This is a genomic window from Streptomyces sp. NBC_01426 (genome assembly GCF_036231985.1).
GTDB lineage: Bacteria > Actinomycetota > Actinomycetes > Streptomycetales > Streptomycetaceae > Streptomyces.
Map to the genome: position 1 here is coordinate 3807318 of NZ_CP109500.1, position 15370 is coordinate 3822687.

The window sequence follows — 15370 nt, forward strand, 5'->3', positions numbered from 1 at the left end:
CGGCAGGCGTCGGGGCCGGATCCGGGGCGAGGGAGCGCGCGCGGGCGCGCGGCCCCGGGCGGCGCCTGCCGCGCCTCACACCAGCCGGACCGGCTTCTCCGGGCGGACGCCGATCTCCTGGAGCCAGTCCCGCAGCGGCTCCGGGTCGCCGTCCTCGACCAGACACAGCACCCGGGGCGCGAGGTCCGAGCGGCGTGCGCCGCCGACCAGCAGGACGGGGCCGTCGAGCCAGTCCAGGCCCGGCGCGGCCCCGGCGGAGTCCACCGCCGCGCAACAGACCAGCGCCGTCACGTGGTCGGCGAGCAGGTCCCGCCCGCTGCGCGGCGCCTGGAGCGGGAAGAGCGGCACGGCGTCCGCGGTCCGCGCCACGGAGTCCGGACCGGACTCCTCCCGCGCGAGGTCCCCGCTGAGCCTGCCCGCCAGCGACTCCCCGGCGGGGACGGCGTCCGTGAGGAAGGCGATGACCCGCTCCACGGTGGGGGCGGCGGCGGCCGCCTGCCCGTCGAGGGCGGCGTGCAGTCGGGCGGCCTCCGTGCGCCACTTCCGGTCCACGACCTCTTCCGGATACGCCGCCCAGTCGACCGGGGACCAGTCCGGGCCCGCCTCGGCCGGACCGCCGTGGAAGAGCCGCGCGGCCAGCAGCGAGGCGGCCTCGTCGACGGCGCCGGGCTGCTCCAGCAGATCGCAGGCGGGGCGCTCGCCGAGCCGGGAGGTGAACCCGTCCGCAAGGCGGTCGCGGCGGGACAGCTCGGTCAGCGCGGACACGACGCCGGCGTCGAGGCGTGCGGGCCAGCGGCCCATCCGCCAGGCCGGCAGGGCCACCCGGGTCAGCAGCCGGTCCCAGCCCGCATAGGCCAGCCCGACCTGCTCCTGGGCGACGATGCGCAGCCCGTAGTCCACGCCGTGGGCGCGGTCCGAGGCGGCGGCGGCGACCCCGCGCTCCATCTCCGCGGCGTCCACCCGGCACAGCCGCAGCAGCAGCCGGGCGGGCGGGGCGATCCAGCCGAGGCCGGGCCTGGCGCCCACGTCCACGGCGGCGTCGAGCCCTCGTACGAAGCCCCGGGCGTCGGCTATGTCGGGGTGCGCGGAGGGGCCCGTGCCGGCGACGACCGGCGCGAGGACGGCACGGAGTTCCGCGACGCGCATCCACCACAGGAACGGCGAGCCGATCACCAGCACGGGGGCCGCGCCGGGCGCGGACTCGGGGCGGCCGGCGGCCGTGTCGGCGCGGCGGTGGGCGGGGTGGGTGCGGTCCTCCAGCCAACTGTCGCAGTCCGGGGTCAGGGCTATCGCGGAGGGCGCGGGCACGTCCATCCGGTCGGCGAGGTCGCGCACGAGCCGGTACAGATCGGGGGCGGCCGTCTCGGACAGCGGCACCGTCGGGGTCACGGCGGGGCCGGCCCGCAGCACGACGGCGGCGAAGAGCCCGCCGACCAGCAGCACCAGGGCGGCGACCACGCAGACGGTCAGGGTCACCGCGGGCCAGGGGTCACCGGGCAGCCGCCCCGTCATCCGGGCGGTGACGAGCACCACCGCGAGGGCGGCGGGCAGCAGCGCGAGGGCCAGCGCCCTGCTGCGGACCCGCAGCACGGCGAGGGCTCGGGAACGCGCGGACGGCGTCCCGACTTCAGCGATCGAACCGGTTCCGGACACGGCCGGACCTCACCCCCTCTGCCCTGCGGCGGCTTTGCTCACTCCCCCACTGTGACACCAGCCACCGACATCGCAATGCCGGTGGGCCATGTGCCGGAATGCTTGCGCCGCACCCTAGTTGGGGCCGGCGCGACAGTCAGGCGGTCCGGGCCACCATCACCCGATGGAATGGCTTTGGGTAAAGGTGGGTGCGTTCGAACGCGGCCGGATGCAGTCGCACGCGCGGGCCCGGGCGCGCAGAGTGCGCCCGGGCCCGCGTTCACGTCGTTCCGCTGTTCAGCGGCCTTCGGCGGCCTTCGCCGCGATGTCCGTGCGGTGCTGCGAACCGTCGAGGCGGATGCGGGCGACGGCCTTATACGCCCTCTCGCGGGCCTGTGCCAGATCGGAACCGGTCGCCGTCACCGAGAGGACGCGACCGCCCGCGCTGACGACGGAGTCGCCGGCGAGGCGGGTCCCGGCGTGCAGCACGTACGCGTGCGGGGCGTCCTGCGCGGCCACGTCGGCGAGGCCCTCGATCGGGTCCCCGGTGCGCGGGGTCTCGGGGTAGTTGTGCGAGGCGATGACGACGGTGACGGCGGCGTCGTCGTGCCAGGCGAGCGGCGGCTCGGTGTCCAGGGTGCCCCGGGCCGCGTTCAGCAGCACGCTCGCGAGCGGGGTGCGCAGGCGGGCGAGGACGACCTGGGTCTCGGGGTCGCCGAAGCGGGCGTTGAACTCGATGACCCGAACCCCGCGCGAGGTGATCGCCAGGCCGGCGTACAGCAGCCCCGAGAAGGGGGTGTCGCGGCGGCGGAGTTCGTCGACGGTGGGCTGGAGCACGGAGGCCATGACCTCGTCGACCAGCTTCGGGTCGGCCCAGGGGAGCGGGGAGTACGCGCCCATGCCACCGGTGTTCGGGCCCTCGTCGCCGTCGAGCGCGCGCTTGAAGTCCTGCGCGGGCTGGAGGGGCAGGACGGTGACGCCGTCGGTGATGGCGAAGAGGGAGACCTCGGGGCCGTCGAGGAACTCCTCGATGACGACCCGGTCGCAGGCCAGCGCGTGGGCGCGGGCGGCGGCGAGGTCGTCGGTGACCACGACGCCCTTGCCGGCGGCGAGGCCGTCGTCCTTGACGACGTACGGGGCGCCGAAGGCGTCGAGGGCCGCGTCCACCTCTTCCGGGGTGGTGCACACGTAGCTGCGCGCGGTCGGAACCCCCGCCGCGGCCATCACGTCCTTGGCGAAGGCCTTGGAGCCCTCCAGTCGGGCCGCGTCGGCGGAGGGGCCGAAGACGGGGATGCCGGACGCGCGGACGGCATCGCCGACCCCGGCGACCAGCGGGGCCTCCGGTCCGACGACGACCAGCTCGGCGCCGAGCTCGACGGCGAGGCGCGCCACCGCGTCACCGTCGAGGGCGTCGACCGGGCGCAGTTCGGCCACCTCGGAGATCCCGGCGTTGCCGGGAGCGCAGTACAGGGCGTTGACGTCGGGGTCGAGGGACAGAGAGCGGCACAGGGCGTGTTCGCGGGCGCCGCCGCCGATGACGAGGACCTTCACGCCATGAAGCGTAGCCCGCGCTCAGGATTCCCTTTCGTGCGGCCACCCAATGAGACGGCCCTACTCGTTCGTGTATTCCTCCACAACAGTGGCTCCGAGCTCGCGCACGATCAGGTCGTGTCCGGTCAGGGCGCTGTCGACGAGGTCTGGGTCGTCCTCCTCGGGGACGTCGTCCTCGGGGGCGACCGGCGGGGGCGCCTGCCGCTCGGGCGGCTGCGGCGGGGGCGCGGACTGCTGGGACCGCTGCTGGTACGAGGCCTGCTGGGACGGCTGCTGCGGAGCCGGGGCCGGGGCCTGCTGCTGCGGGGCCGGCGGGCTGTACGCGGGCGCGGAGTACGAACCCACGGCGGGCACGGGCGCGCCGCCGCCGACCACCGCGTCGATCTTCCAGTTGACCTGGAACTGCTCGGAGAGGACGGCCTTGAGGACGTCCTCGCTGCCGCTGCTCGCGAAGTTGTCGCGGGCTCCGACATTGGGGAAGCCGAGCTGCAACGTCGTTCCGTCGAAGCCGGTGACCTGGGCGTTCTGGCTGAGCAGGATCCAGGTGAAGCGGCGGCGGTTCTTCACCGCCTCCAGGACGCCGGGCCACATGGCCTGTACCTGACCCGCTCCGGCGGCCATGCCGGGCGAGGGGATGGCGGGCGCGGGTCCGCTCGGGGCGGCGGCGGCCGGGGCCGGCGCGGCCGCGGGGGCGGGGGCGCCCGATCCGGGTGCGGTGGCGCTGGGCCAGGCACCGGCGGCGGGGGCCTGGGCGGCCGGGGACGGGCCCGGGGCGCCGGAGGCGGGGCTCGCGGCTCCCGGCCAGGCGCCCGGCTGGGCTGCGGCGGGGGCGGGCGTACGGGCGCCGGCGCCCGGCTGGGCGGCGCCCGGCCAGGCGCCGGGAGCGGTGGCGGGGGCCTGCGCGGGGGCGGGTGCCTCCGCCGGGGCTTGGGCGGCCGGGGCTTGGGCGGGGGCCGGGGGTGTGGCGGGGGCCGGGGGTGTGGCGGGCTCCGGTTCGGGGGCCCGGACGGCCGCGCGGGCGGCGGCCATCCCGCCGGCGGGTCCGGCCGGGGCCATGCCGTGGGCCTCGGGCCCGGGGACGTACCCCATGGCGGGCATCACCGCGGGCGCGGCGGCGGCCGCGGCCGCGAACCCGCCGCGCTCCAGGCGGTCCAGGCGGGCCTGGAAGGAACGCTCGTCGTCGAAGGCGGCGGGCAGCAGCACGCGGGCGCAGATCAGTTCCAGCTGGAGCCGGGGCGAGGTCGCGCCCCGCATCTCGGTGAGCCCGGTGTTGACGAGGTCGGCGGCGCGCGACAGCTCGGCGGCGCCGAAGACGGAGGCCTGGGCCGTCATCCGCTCGACGACATCGGCGGGGGCGTCGATGAGCCCCTTCTCCCCGGCGTCGGGGACGGCGGCCAGGATCACCAGGTCGCGCAGCCGCTCCAGTAGGTCGGCGACGAACCGGCGGGGGTCGTTGCCGCCCTCCACGACGCGGTCGACGACCTCGAACGCGGCGGCCCCGTCCCCGGCGGCGAACGCGTCCACGACGGAGTCGAGCAGCGATCCGTCCGTGTAACCGAGGAGGGACGTCGCCATGGCGTACGTCACACCCTGCTCGGCGGCTCCGGCCAGCAACTGGTCCATCACCGACATCGAGTCACGCACCGACCCGGCGCCGGCCCGCACGACGAGCGGCAGCACGCCGTCCTCGACGGTGGCGCCCTCGCGGCCGCAGACCTCGCCGAGGTAGTCCCGCAGGGTCCCGGGCGGGACGAGGCGGAAGGGGTAGTGGTGCGTCCGGGACCGGATGGTGCCGATGACCTTTTCCGGCTCGGTCGTGGCGAAGATGAACTTCAGGTGCTCCGGCGGCTCCTCGACGACCTTCAGCAGGGCGTTGAAGCCCGCCGAGGTGACCATGTGGGCCTCGTCGATGATGTAGATCTTGTAGCGGCTGGAGGCGGGCCCGAAGAAGGCCTTCTCCCGCAGGTCACGGGCGTCGTCCACACCACCGTGCGAAGCGGCGTCGATCTCGATGACGTCGATGGAGCCGGGGCCGTTGCGCGCGAGGTCCTTGCAGGACTGGCACTCCCCGCAGGGGGTCGGCGTGGGACCTTGCTCACAGTTCAGGCAGCGGGCCAGGATGCGCGCGCTGGTGGTCTTGCCACACCCTCGCGGACCGCTGAACAGGTACGCGTGATTGACCCGGTTGTTCCGCAGGGCCTGCATCAGCGGTGCAGTGACATGCTCCTGACCGATGACCTCGGCGAACGACTCGGGGCGATAGCGGCGGTACAGCGCAAGGGACGACACGTATACGAGGTTATCCGGGCCCACCGACAAGAGCCGCCCACCGGCCCGCGGATCCCCGCCGAAGCCGCCCCGGAACGCAAAACGCCCCCCACGCACCCGCCAGAGCCCACTTACCCTTGCTGCCTTCCGGCCCTGGGGGAGTTGGGTGAGATAGCGCCACGTGAGGGGCTGGCCCCACCCTAGCCGATGAAGCGACCCGGAATCGACCCGGGTCGCTTCATCGGTCGCGTGCGGGTCGCTCGCGCATCCGTACCGGATCGCCGGCGACATCCCTCCCGCATCCCTCCCGCACCTCTCCCGGATCGCTCCCGGATCCGTCCCGGTCCACCGCCCGACGATCACGTTCGCGAGCACCCCTGAACGTCTTGTATTGTTTGCCCCGGAGGATTCGCCTAGTGGCCTAGGGCGCACGCTTGGAAAGCGTGTTGGGGGCAACCCCTCACGAGTTCGAATCTCGTATCCTCCGCCAGTGCCTCACCGGGCACTTGAAGGCCCCGACCGGGAAACCGGCCGGGGCCTTCTGCGTTGGCTCGCGTTGACCGGTCCGCCACGGTGGGCTCACGCGACCGGGGTCGTCGTGCCGTCCTCGGCGGTGGGGGCCTCGGGAGTGGGGGCGTCGGGGGTGGGGGGTTCGATGGTGACGGCCATGAGGATCTGGGTCGCGCGGGTGGTGTTGTCGGCGCGGACCGCTCGGGCCATCGCGGTGCGGGCGGCGGCGGGCCGGGTCTTCGGGGGGACGACCAGGAGCGCGAAGTGGTCGTTCTCGCCGCGGGTGATGAGGACGGTGTCGTCTCCGACCGGGTCGGACACGAGGTGCACGACGTGGCCGTCGACGACCAGGCGGGTCGGGATGTCCTGCCAGGTCGAGGCGTCCAGGCCGATGCGGGTGATCGGGCCGAGGTGGCCGGTGAGTACCGAGATCAGCTCGGGCAGCTCGGCCACGGGGTCGCTCGAACGGGGCCACCACGCGCCGTCCAGCACGCCTTCCCGGGTGTGCGTGGTCTCCAGTCGGAGCAGCGCCGTGCCCGGCTTCACCGTGTGGTGGATCTCGTCCGGGAGAAGCAGCTCGTAGTGGTGGTGGTTCTCGGAGTCGGCCATGTGGTTCGCCCGTCTCGGGGGGAGGCCGTGCTCGACCGTCGGCCTCACCGCAGGGCGGTGTCGTCGCCGGTCGGGCGCTGGCTTCGTGGTTCAACGGTACTCCGGGGGCGTGTTCCCCGCAGGGGCCCGACCGGTCGGGCCCCTGCGGCGGGCCAGGGGGCGGCCGGGCGGGAAAGTGCCTGGTCGTGGGAGGTTCCCGGGGCGTCGTACGGGAGTACAGTCGAAGGACCGGGAGCATTTCGTACACCGGCCGCAGGCGAGTGTCGTTTCCGGCGATCACGAGACGCCGGGCTGCCGACGGGTGGCCCGGGGGACGGTTCGCGTCATGAACACGACCCTGGCAGGAATGCCCCTCGGACGGACCACGCACCACGACCTCGCGCCGGCGCTCGCGATGGCGGCGCGACTGCGTCTCGCCCCGCGCTCCGCGCTGGTCACCGCCCTGGACGGGGCGTGGTGGCCCCACTCCCGTGACCTCGCCGTCGAACTCCCGCCCTTGATGGCGGCGCTCGACGAGCTGTGGGGGCGGATCACCCGCGTCACCGTGAACCCGATGCACTGGCCGGTCGTCCCGCCGAAGGTGGACGTCGCCGGGCGGTTCGTTCACGTCGGGCGGTTCGTCGAGCAGGATCCCGACAAGCTGATCCTGCTGTCCTTCACCGTCGGCCGGTGGGACCTGCTGGTGATCCCGCCCGAGACCGCGCCCGCCTCGGCGGCCCGGCTGCTGGCGGCGGCCGCACTCCCCGGCAGCATGCTGAGCGCCGGCACCCTGATGGCCAACGAGGCCGTCATCGGGCGCGGTGTGCGCGAGGCGCAGCGCCGGGAGGCGGACTGGGAGGTCACGTGGGAGACCGAGGGCGGAGCGTGCATGTCGCCCGTCGGTGAACCGCTCGGTGACCCGCACGCGAGCCCTCGCTTCCGGGGTCCGGGGTTGCCCGTGATGCCCGTGGAGGCGATCCCCCTGGGGACGGCCGCCGGCATGGCCGCGGCCGGCGGGTCGGGCCGGACGTCCTGATGGCCCGTACCGAGTATCGGCCCGCGACCGGGCGGGCCGAGGTCCGTGTCGTCGCCGCCTCCCCCGAGGCGGCCCGTGCGGTCGCCGAGGTACTGCGTCACTTCTTCGGCGCGACGGAGCAGCGCAGCTATCCGGCCCCGGAGGGTGGCACGCGGCTGCACCTCACGGTGGACACCGAGGCCGTGGCCGGGCCGGAGCGGCCCTGGTTGAGCACCAGCAGACCGCTCAGGGGTGTCGGTACCGGGGCGCACGCGGACGAAGTCTGACGCGTGGCCGCCGGCGCCACGGCCGCCGGTGCCGTCGCCGTCCTCGCCGCGGTGGTCGTCCGTGCCGTCGTCGGCGTGAGGCGGATCCTTTCCCCAGTACGACTGTTCCACCCGTGTGGGTGGATCGGCCGGACCGTGCCCGGGAGGGGGGGATCTTCGCGCCTATAACAGGGCCCGTCATGTTGATCGACTGATGGGCTCCCCACCATGTTGAAGGCCGCTCTCCGGGTCCTCGCCGCCGTCTCCCTCGTCTCCGCCGCAGCCGCCGCCCCGGCCGTCGCCGCGCACGCGGCGCCCCTCGCGCCCGTCGCGCTCGCGGCGTCCGCCGCTCCGGCGGCGCTCGTCGACGACCTGACCTCGCCCTGTGGGCCGACCGTCGAGTACCGCGCCTGGGACTGGTGGCGTACGACGACCAACCCGAGGATCGCCCGCCCCGTCGCGGCCGCCGCGGCGAACGAGCGCTGGCAGTGGCGCAGCGACACCAACACCCTGTGGCGCGGGGACACGCGGGAGAGCGTCGAGGAGATCTTCGAGACCGGATTCACGCCGCGCGGCGACCGGTTGACCCCGCTCGCCGAGTACATCGTCAAGGGCGGCGGGCAGGACAGCGCGCACCTGAGCACCACGTGCGAGAAGTGGGTGGCGCAGAAGTTCGCGACCTACGGCGCCGAGAAGACGGGCTGGGTCTACGAGATCTACGCGCCCGGCGGCATCGACGTGAACGCCACCGCGCACCTGAACAACTACAACTCGCCCTACCTCTGGAACAAGGAGATCGACTTCCCGGGCGGGGTCAAGGGCCGCTACATCAAGGGTGCCTGCAAGTACCGCCTCACCTACACCGACCCGGCGACCAAGATCAGCACCTGGGAGGAGCTCGGCTGCAAGGACAACGCCGGCTTCGCCCCGTACAAGAACGACCCGGCGGCCCGCGCGGTCGCGGCCCGCTAGGCCGAGAACCCCCGGTCGGGAACCCCCGGTCACAGCACTAGGCTGCGGCCGTGCCGTCGTACTCCATGGGTCAGGCCGCGAACCTGCTGGGCGTCAGCCCCGAGACCGTCCGCCGTTGGGCGGACGCCGGAAGGCTGCCCGTCCACCGCGCGTCCGACGGGACGCGGACGGTGGACGGGGTGGCGCTGGCCGCCTTCGCGACGGAGCGGGCGGCGAGTCCGGCGCCGGTCGCCGGGGCCGTCGCGACCTCCGTGCGGAACTCCTTCGCGGGGATCGTCACCGCGGTCCGGGTCGACGACGTGGCGGCCCAGGTGGAGATCCAGTCGGGTCCGCACCGGGTCGTCTCGGTCGTCACGCGGGAGTCGGTGGAGCAGCTCGGGATCGCGGTGGGGGTGTGCGTCACGGCGCGGGTGAAGTCCACCGAGGTGTACATCGACCTGGGCTGAGGCCCGTCGACCCCGCGAGGGCCGCGCACCGGCCCCCTCGACAGCCTCCGCTCACCCGCAGCGCAGCGCCGCGTACAGGTCGAGCTTGTGGTCGAGGCGCGAGAGGTCCCGGCCGGTCAGGGTCTCCACGCGCTCGATGCGGTAGTGGACGGTGTTGACGTGCAGGTGCAGGGCTTCGGCGGTGCGCGCCCACGAGCAGTTGTTCGCGAGGAACACCTCCAGCGTCTCCCGGAGCATGCCGTCGCCGAGTGATCCCAGGGCCCGTGCCGCGAAGACGGTGCGGACCTCGGGCGGTACCCCGGCGAGCAGTTCGGTGAGGGTGTCCAGTTGCTCGACTCCGCGTACGGGGACGTCGTCGTCGGCCGCGGTGAGGGCGAAGCGGGCCTGGTTCAGGGACGCGCGCAGCGCCTCGGCGGTGGAGGCGCGGGTGCCCGCGCCGAGGCGCAGGTCCACCTCCGGTTCGGCGCAGGCGCGGACGAGCGGCCACACCGAGCGGAGCAGGCCGGGGACGTCGAGTCCGGCGGCGGGGTCCTCGTACAGCACGGCGGTGACGTCGCCGACCGCGGCGGGGACGGTGTCGAGGTGGCGCAGGGCCTCGGCGAGGGCGTCGCCCGAGGTGGCGGTCAGGACCCGGTACGGGCCTCCGAGCGGGAGCCCGGCCGCGGTCAGCGCGTCGTCGAGGGTGGCCGGGTCGGGGTCCCCGGACAGGACGCGGACCAGTTCCTCGGCGGTGGCGCGGGCGGCGGCGACGCGGCGCGCCTGGCCGTCGCGGTACTGGGCGATGACCTCGGCGATCTCGTGGAGGACGCGGGGCGGGGCGGCGTCGGCGTCGGGCACGTGGAGCTGCCAGGCGTCGTACGGGGAGCTGTCGGACTCGATGCGCAGGAAGACGCCGCCGCGGGCGGCGGTCGTGCGCTGGGCGGGGAGGGCGGGGGCCGAGGGCGTGCGGGCGACGGTGCGGCCGCTCGCGGTCAGCAGGTAGCAGGCGACCCGGCCGAGGTGGGCGCAGGCCCGGTCGAGGAGTTCGGCGGGGCCGGCGCCGCCTTCGAGGAGGCGGCTGAGTTCGCTGCGGACGTTCTCGGGGAGGGCGAAGAGCCGGGTGGGGCGGCGGCTGAGGTCCCCCCACTGGCGCAGGTACACGGCCTCGGTGACGGCGCGGAAGCTGGTCTTCGCGGGGACGGCGACGAGGGGGACGCGGTGGGCGCGGCAGGCCGCCACCAGTTCGTCGGGGACGCCGCCGTGGGTCTCCTCGCCGGCGAGGAGGGCGGTGGCCCCGGCATGGGCGAGGGCGGAGACGAAACGGTCCGCCTTCGCGAGGTCGCCGTCCGCCCACCACACGAGTCCGCTCAGGACGAGTTCGCCGGGGCCGAGGAAACGGCCGGGGTCCTCCAGGTCGGTGGCGGTGACCCCGCTGACCTCCTGGCCGAGAAGGGCCTCCTCGCCCCAGAGCAGGGTGAGGCCGAGATTGTCGGACTGGAGCAGGTCGAGGACGTGCATGGCAGGGACTCCTTGCGGTGGGCAGCACCCACATTCGCCAGGCGAATACGAGATGTCCCATCGTAAATGCAAGGGCAAGAGCCGGAGCGGCCTCTTGGTTGATTCTCCAGGTCGCACCGCCTCCGGGTCGTTGCTTTCCGTGGCCGGGACCAGTCGTCCCGGCCCCGTTCACGTTGCTTCACTGACTGAAAACCCCCTGGGAGAGGCCGGTGGCACGAAGTGGATCTCAACACGGTGCTCGACGTGCGCGACGCACGCCGCCGGGAGCCCTGGCGGCCGGGTGACGCCTGGCTCGGCGGCGGCACGTACCTCTTCTCCGAGCCGCAGCCGCATCTGCGCCGGCTGATCGACCTCTCCCGGATGGGCTGGCCCCCGTTGTCCTGGCAGCCGGACGGCTCCCTGGACATCGCGGCGACCTGCACCATCACCGAGCTGTCCCGCTTCGGCCGCTCGCTGCCGACGACGGCCGCCCCGCTGATCGAGCAGTGCTGCCGGGCCTTCCTCGCCAGCTTCAAGATCTGGAACATGGCCACCGTCGGGGGCAACCTCTGCAACGGCCTCCCCGCCGGCCCGATGATCTCCCTGACCGCCGCCCTCGACGGCGAGGTGCTGCTCCAGGGCCAGGACGGCGCCACCCGCAGGCTGCCCGTCGCGGACTTCGTCCTCGGTGCCGGGGTGAAGGACCTGCGTGACGGCGAGCTGCTGCGTTCCGTGCGGGTCCCGGCCCGGGCGTTGGACTGCCGTACGGCTTTCCGGCAGGCGTCGCTGTACGGGCTCGGGCGGTCCGGCGCGCTGGTGATCGGGGCGTCGGACCCGCAGGACGGTTCGCTGACGGTGACGGTCTCCGCCGCGACCACCCGGCCGTTCCGGTTCTGGTTCGCCCTGCCGCCGACCGCGGCCGAGCTGCGGGAGGCGATCGACTCCGCCGTCCGCGCCGACGAGTGGTTCGACGACATCCACGGCCTGCCGGAGTGGCGCCGCACATGGCCCTGCGCCTCGCCGAGGAGATCCGCCGCGAGCTGTCCCCCGCCCCCGGAGCACCCGCCCCCGGAGCACCCGCCCTCGAACCGGCCCCCGATCACCTGGAGGGATCCCGATGAGCACCGACGCGCCCGAGAGCTACCGGATCGAGGTCAACGAGCAGGAGTTCACGGAGGAGCCCCGGGCCGGCCAGTGCCTGCGCACGTACTTGCGCGAGCGCGGCTGGTTCGGTGTGAAGAAGGGCTGTGACCAGGGCGACTGCGGCGCCTGCACCGTGCACGTCGACGGGCGGCCGGTGCACAGCTGCCTGTATCCGGCCGTCCGGGCCGGGGGCCGTTCGGTGACGACCGTCGAGGGACTCGCCAAGCCCGGCGGCGAACTGCACCCGGCGCAGAAGCAGTTCCTGGACGCGCAGGGCTTCCAGTGCGGCTTCTGCACGGCCGGCTTCCTGATGACCACGGCCGCGCTCCAGGCCGAGCGGGGCACCGCCCACGACGACGGCAAGTTGGACGACCTGCCGCGCGCCTTCAAGGGCAACATCTGCCGCTGTACCGGTTACCGCGCCATCGAGGACGCCGTGCACGGGGTGAAGCACGTCGAGGACCCGGAGGCGGGGCAGGCGGTGGGCAAGTCGCCGGGCGCGCCGGCCGGTCCGCTCGTCGTCACCGGCACGGCCCGCTACACCTTCGACGTGGAGGTGCCGGGGCTGCTCCACATGAAGCTGCTGCGTTCCCCGCACCCGCACGCCCGCATCGTCTCCATCGACACCCGCGACGCCCTCCAGGTGCCCGGGGTTCACGCGGTCCTCACCCACCACGACGCCCCCGAGCGGCTCTACTCCTCCGCCCGGCACGAGCATCCCACCGAGGACCCGATGGACACCCGCGTCCTCGACGACGTGGTCCGCTTCGTCGGCCAGCGGGTGGCGGCCGTGGTCGCGAGGAGCGAGCAGGCGGCCGAGGAGGGCTGCCGCCGCGTGGTCGTCACGTACGAGGAACTGCCGTACGTCGTCGATCCGGAGGAGGCCATGCTTCCGGGCGCTCCCGTCCTGCACCCCAAGGGGCCCGAGTCGGGCATCTTCCGCGCCGCGAACAACGTGTGCGGCGAGGTCCACAACACCCTGGGGGACATGGAGCAGGGGTACGCGGAGGCGGACGTCATCCACGAGGAGACCTTTCAGACCCAGCGCGTGCAGCACGCCAGCCTGGAGACCCACGGCAGCGTCGCGTACTTCGAGCCCAAGGAGGAGGGCGACGGCGAGCGCATCACCGTCCGCTCCTCCACGCAGGCGCCGTTCCTGACCCGGCGGGCGCTGTGCGCCCTGTACGACCTGAACGAGGACGAGGTCCGTGTGGTCGCGGGCCGTGTGGGCGGCGGGTTCGGCGGCAAGCAGGAGATGCTGACCGAGGACATCGTGGTCCTCGCCGCCCTGAAGCTGCGGAGGCCGGTGAAACTCGAATTCACCCGCGCCGAGCAGTTCTACGGTGCCACCACCCGCCACCCCTTCAAGATCACCATCAAGATCGGTGCCAAGGCCGACGGGACCCTCACCGCACTGCGCATCCGTGTCGTCTCCAACACCGGCGCCTACGGCAACCACGGCCCGGCGGTCATGTTCCACAGCGTCGGCGAGTCCTTCGCCGTCTACAAGGCGCCGAACAAGGAGGTGGAGGCGTACTCCGTCTACACCAACGGCGTTCCGGCCGGCGCCTTCCGCGGCTACGGCCTGGGCCAGGTCCTCTTCGCCCTGGAATCGGTGATGGACGAGCTGGCCGTCAAGCTGGGCATGGACCCGCTCGTGCTGCGCGAGAAGAACGTGATCGGCGCCGGCGACCACCTGGTGACCCCGATCGGACACGAGGAGGACCTGTTCATCGCCTCGTACGGGATGAAGCAGTGCATGGACGTCGTCCGCAAGGCGATCGCGGAGGACCGCAGCCACGAGGACGTTCCCGAGGGCTGGCTCACCGGTCAGGGCACGGCGGTCGCGATGATCGCGACCGGCCCGCCGGGCGGTCACTACGCGGACGCGCGGGTCGCCCTGCTGCGCGACGGGACGTATGACATCGCGGTCGGCACGGCGGAGTTCGGCAACGGCACCACCACCGTCCACAAGCAGATCACCGCCGGGGCGTTGAACACGACGGTCGACCGGATCGCGGTCCGCCAGTCGGACACGGACGTGGTCCGCCACGACACCGGCGCGTTCGGGTCCGCCGGCACGGTGGTGGCGGGCAAGGCCGTGATGCTGGCGGCGAACTCCCTCGCGGAGCGGCTCCAGACCTTCGCGGCCCGTCACACGGGCGTGGCGCGTCACCTGTGCAGGCTCCAGGCCGAGGCGTTCGACTGCGCGGGCCGCGTGCTCACGCTCAAGGAGCTGTACGAGGCCGCGTACGACAAGGGGAAGCTCGACGAGATCGCGGCGGACGGGCACTGGGGCGGCTCGCCGCGCTCGGTCGCCTTCAACGCGCAGTGGTTCCGCCTCGCCGTCGACCCGAACACGGGCGAGATGAGGATCCTGCGCAGCGTGCACGCGGCCGACGCCGGCAAGGTCATGAACCCGATGCAGTGCCGCGGCCAGGTGGAGGGCGGTGTGGCGCAGGCGCTGGGCGCGACGCTGTTCGAGACGGTACGGGTGGACGAGCGCGGGGAGGTGACCACGGCGGCGTTCCGTCGCTACCGGCTGCCGCAGTACGCGGACGTGCCGCGCACGGAGGTCCACTTCATGGAGACCTCGGACGCGATCGGGCCGCTGGGCGCCAAGTCGATGAGCGAGAGCCCCTTCAACCCGGTGGCGCCGGCGTTCGCGAACGCGCTGCGGGACGCGACGGGGCTGCGGTTCACGGAGCTGCCGGTGACGCGCGACGTGGTGTGGCGGAGGATCGCGGAGAACGCCCGGGGCGGGCGGGGCCTTCAGGATGCACAGGATCTGCCAGGTGGAACCGACGAATCGTGACACGCTTGCGGCTCATATCAAGCCATCAACCTTGCAGATGAGGTTCCGCAATGAGCGCTCCGGGGCATGACGTACGCATGGCCGAACTCATGCTGCACGGGGACCTCGATCACCCGGCGACCCTGAGCGTCGCGGACCTTCGGGTGTGGGAACAGCACAAGGCCGCCGTCACCTTCGACTGTGCGACGAACGGCCCCCAGCACCACGTGTTCGAAGGGGCGCTGCTGCGCGACGTCGTCGCGCACGCCGGCCCGGCCTTCGACGCCCGGCGGCGCAAGGACCGTTCCCGCTTCCTGATCGCGGTGAGCGGCGGGGACGGCCACCACAGCGTCCTGTCCTGGGCGGAGTTGGACTCCGACTTCGGGGCCACCCCGGTCCTGTTGGCGACCCGCCTCGACGGGGAGGGCCTCGACGAGGCGGGGAGCCAGCTGGTGGTGCCGTCGGACCGCTGCGGGGCGCGTTACGTCAGCGCGGTCACGCACGTGTGGTTCGGTGCGCTGACGCCGCCGACCCTGGGGCTCTGACAAGGGCTCCGGCGCGGGCCGCGGCGCGAGTCGCGGCGCGGCTCCGAGGGGGGCCGGGGCCCGTCCCGGGCGTTTCGTCACGTTTGGTGACCGCGAGAATTCAGCAGGTGAGCGATAGATGAATCCCTGACTGAATTGTCGTCAATAAGCTTCCACTTCTTATC

At 73.5% G+C, this 15370-nt stretch carries 11 protein-coding genes, 1 tRNA gene, 1 other RNA gene and 1 pseudogene; 8 read left to right on the forward strand and 6 right to left on the reverse strand.

Features of this window, described 5'->3' with window-relative positions:
* Positions 1-75: 75 nt before the first annotated feature.
* The 4 genes from OG906_RS16795 to ffs all read right to left on the reverse strand — a co-directional run bounded on the left by OG906_RS16795 (position 76) and on the right by ffs (position 5644).
* Complete coding sequence (locus OG906_RS16795; RefSeq protein WP_329443686.1) at positions 76-1653, reverse strand: hypothetical protein; 1578 nt, start codon at positions 1651-1653, stop codon at positions 76-78.
* 276 nt (positions 1654-1929) lie between these two features.
* On the reverse strand, positions 1930-3183 hold the full coding sequence (gene purD / locus OG906_RS16800) for a phosphoribosylamine--glycine ligase (protein ID WP_329443688.1): 1254 nt from the start codon (positions 3181-3183) through the stop codon (positions 1930-1932).
* Between the two features lie 60 nt (positions 3184-3243).
* Complete coding sequence (locus OG906_RS16805; RefSeq protein WP_329443690.1) at positions 3244-5472, reverse strand: DNA polymerase III subunit gamma and tau; 2229 nt, start codon at positions 5470-5472, stop codon at positions 3244-3246.
* A gap of 77 nt (positions 5473-5549) precedes the next feature.
* An RNA gene (ffs, locus tag OG906_RS16810) (signal recognition particle sRNA small type) lies at positions 5550-5644 on the reverse strand.
* A 209-nt stretch (positions 5645-5853) separates the two neighbouring features.
* On the opposite strand from ffs, the gene OG906_RS16815 reads away from it, so the two are divergent.
* Positions 5854-5941 (forward strand) — tRNA-Ser (locus tag OG906_RS16815).
* A gap of 89 nt (positions 5942-6030) precedes the next feature.
* Here the strand turns inward: OG906_RS16815 and OG906_RS16820 are convergent.
* The gene (locus tag OG906_RS16820; RefSeq protein WP_329443691.1) at positions 6031-6570 is read right to left on the reverse strand and encodes a DUF5994 family protein; all 540 of its coding nucleotides are present in this window, start codon (positions 6568-6570) and stop codon (positions 6031-6033) included.
* Positions 6571-6895: 325 nt separating this feature from the next.
* Between OG906_RS16820 and OG906_RS16825 the strand changes: the two genes are divergently transcribed.
* The 4 genes from OG906_RS16825 to OG906_RS16840 all read left to right on the forward strand — a co-directional run bounded on the left by OG906_RS16825 (position 6896) and on the right by OG906_RS16840 (position 9248).
* Positions 6896-7585 (forward strand): DUF5994 family protein, encoded by a 690-nt coding sequence (locus OG906_RS16825; RefSeq protein WP_443067392.1) that lies wholly within the window; start codon positions 6896-6898, stop codon positions 7583-7585.
* Complete coding sequence (locus tag OG906_RS16830) at positions 7585-7851, forward strand: hypothetical protein (RefSeq protein WP_329443693.1); 267 nt, start codon at positions 7585-7587, stop codon at positions 7849-7851. The genes OG906_RS16825 and OG906_RS16830 overlap by 1 nt, the downstream gene beginning before the upstream one ends.
* A 207-nt stretch (positions 7852-8058) precedes the next feature.
* Complete coding sequence (locus OG906_RS16835) at positions 8059-8802, forward strand: scabin-related ADP-ribosyltransferase (protein ID WP_267803995.1); 744 nt, start codon at positions 8059-8061, stop codon at positions 8800-8802.
* Between the two features lie 50 nt (positions 8803-8852).
* On the forward strand, positions 8853-9248 hold the full coding sequence (locus OG906_RS16840) for a TOBE domain-containing protein (protein ID WP_329443695.1): 396 nt from the start codon (positions 8853-8855) through the stop codon (positions 9246-9248).
* A gap of 51 nt (positions 9249-9299) precedes the next feature.
* On the opposite strand, the gene OG906_RS16845 is transcribed toward OG906_RS16840, so the two are convergent.
* Positions 9300-10745: a PucR family transcriptional regulator gene (locus OG906_RS16845; protein WP_329443697.1), complete on the reverse strand. Its 1446-nt coding sequence runs from the start codon at positions 10743-10745 to the stop codon at positions 9300-9302.
* Between the two features lie 219 nt (positions 10746-10964).
* Between OG906_RS16845 and OG906_RS16850 the strand changes: the two are divergent.
* The 3 genes and pseudogenes from OG906_RS16850 (at position 10965) to OG906_RS16860 (ending at position 15206) form a co-directional block, all read left to right on the forward strand.
* Positions 10965-11845, forward strand: a pseudogene (locus tag OG906_RS16850) (FAD binding domain-containing protein).
* Positions 11842-14682, forward strand: coding sequence for a molybdopterin-dependent oxidoreductase (locus OG906_RS16855; protein WP_329443700.1), 2841 nt, complete (start codon positions 11842-11844; stop codon positions 14680-14682). The pseudogene OG906_RS16850 and the gene OG906_RS16855 overlap by 4 nt, the downstream one beginning before the upstream one ends.
* 50 nt (positions 14683-14732) lie before the next feature.
* Positions 14733-15206: a molybdopterin-dependent oxidoreductase gene (locus tag OG906_RS16860; protein WP_329443701.1), complete on the forward strand. Its 474-nt coding sequence runs from the start codon at positions 14733-14735 to the stop codon at positions 15204-15206.
* Positions 15207-15370 lie beyond the last annotated feature (164 nt).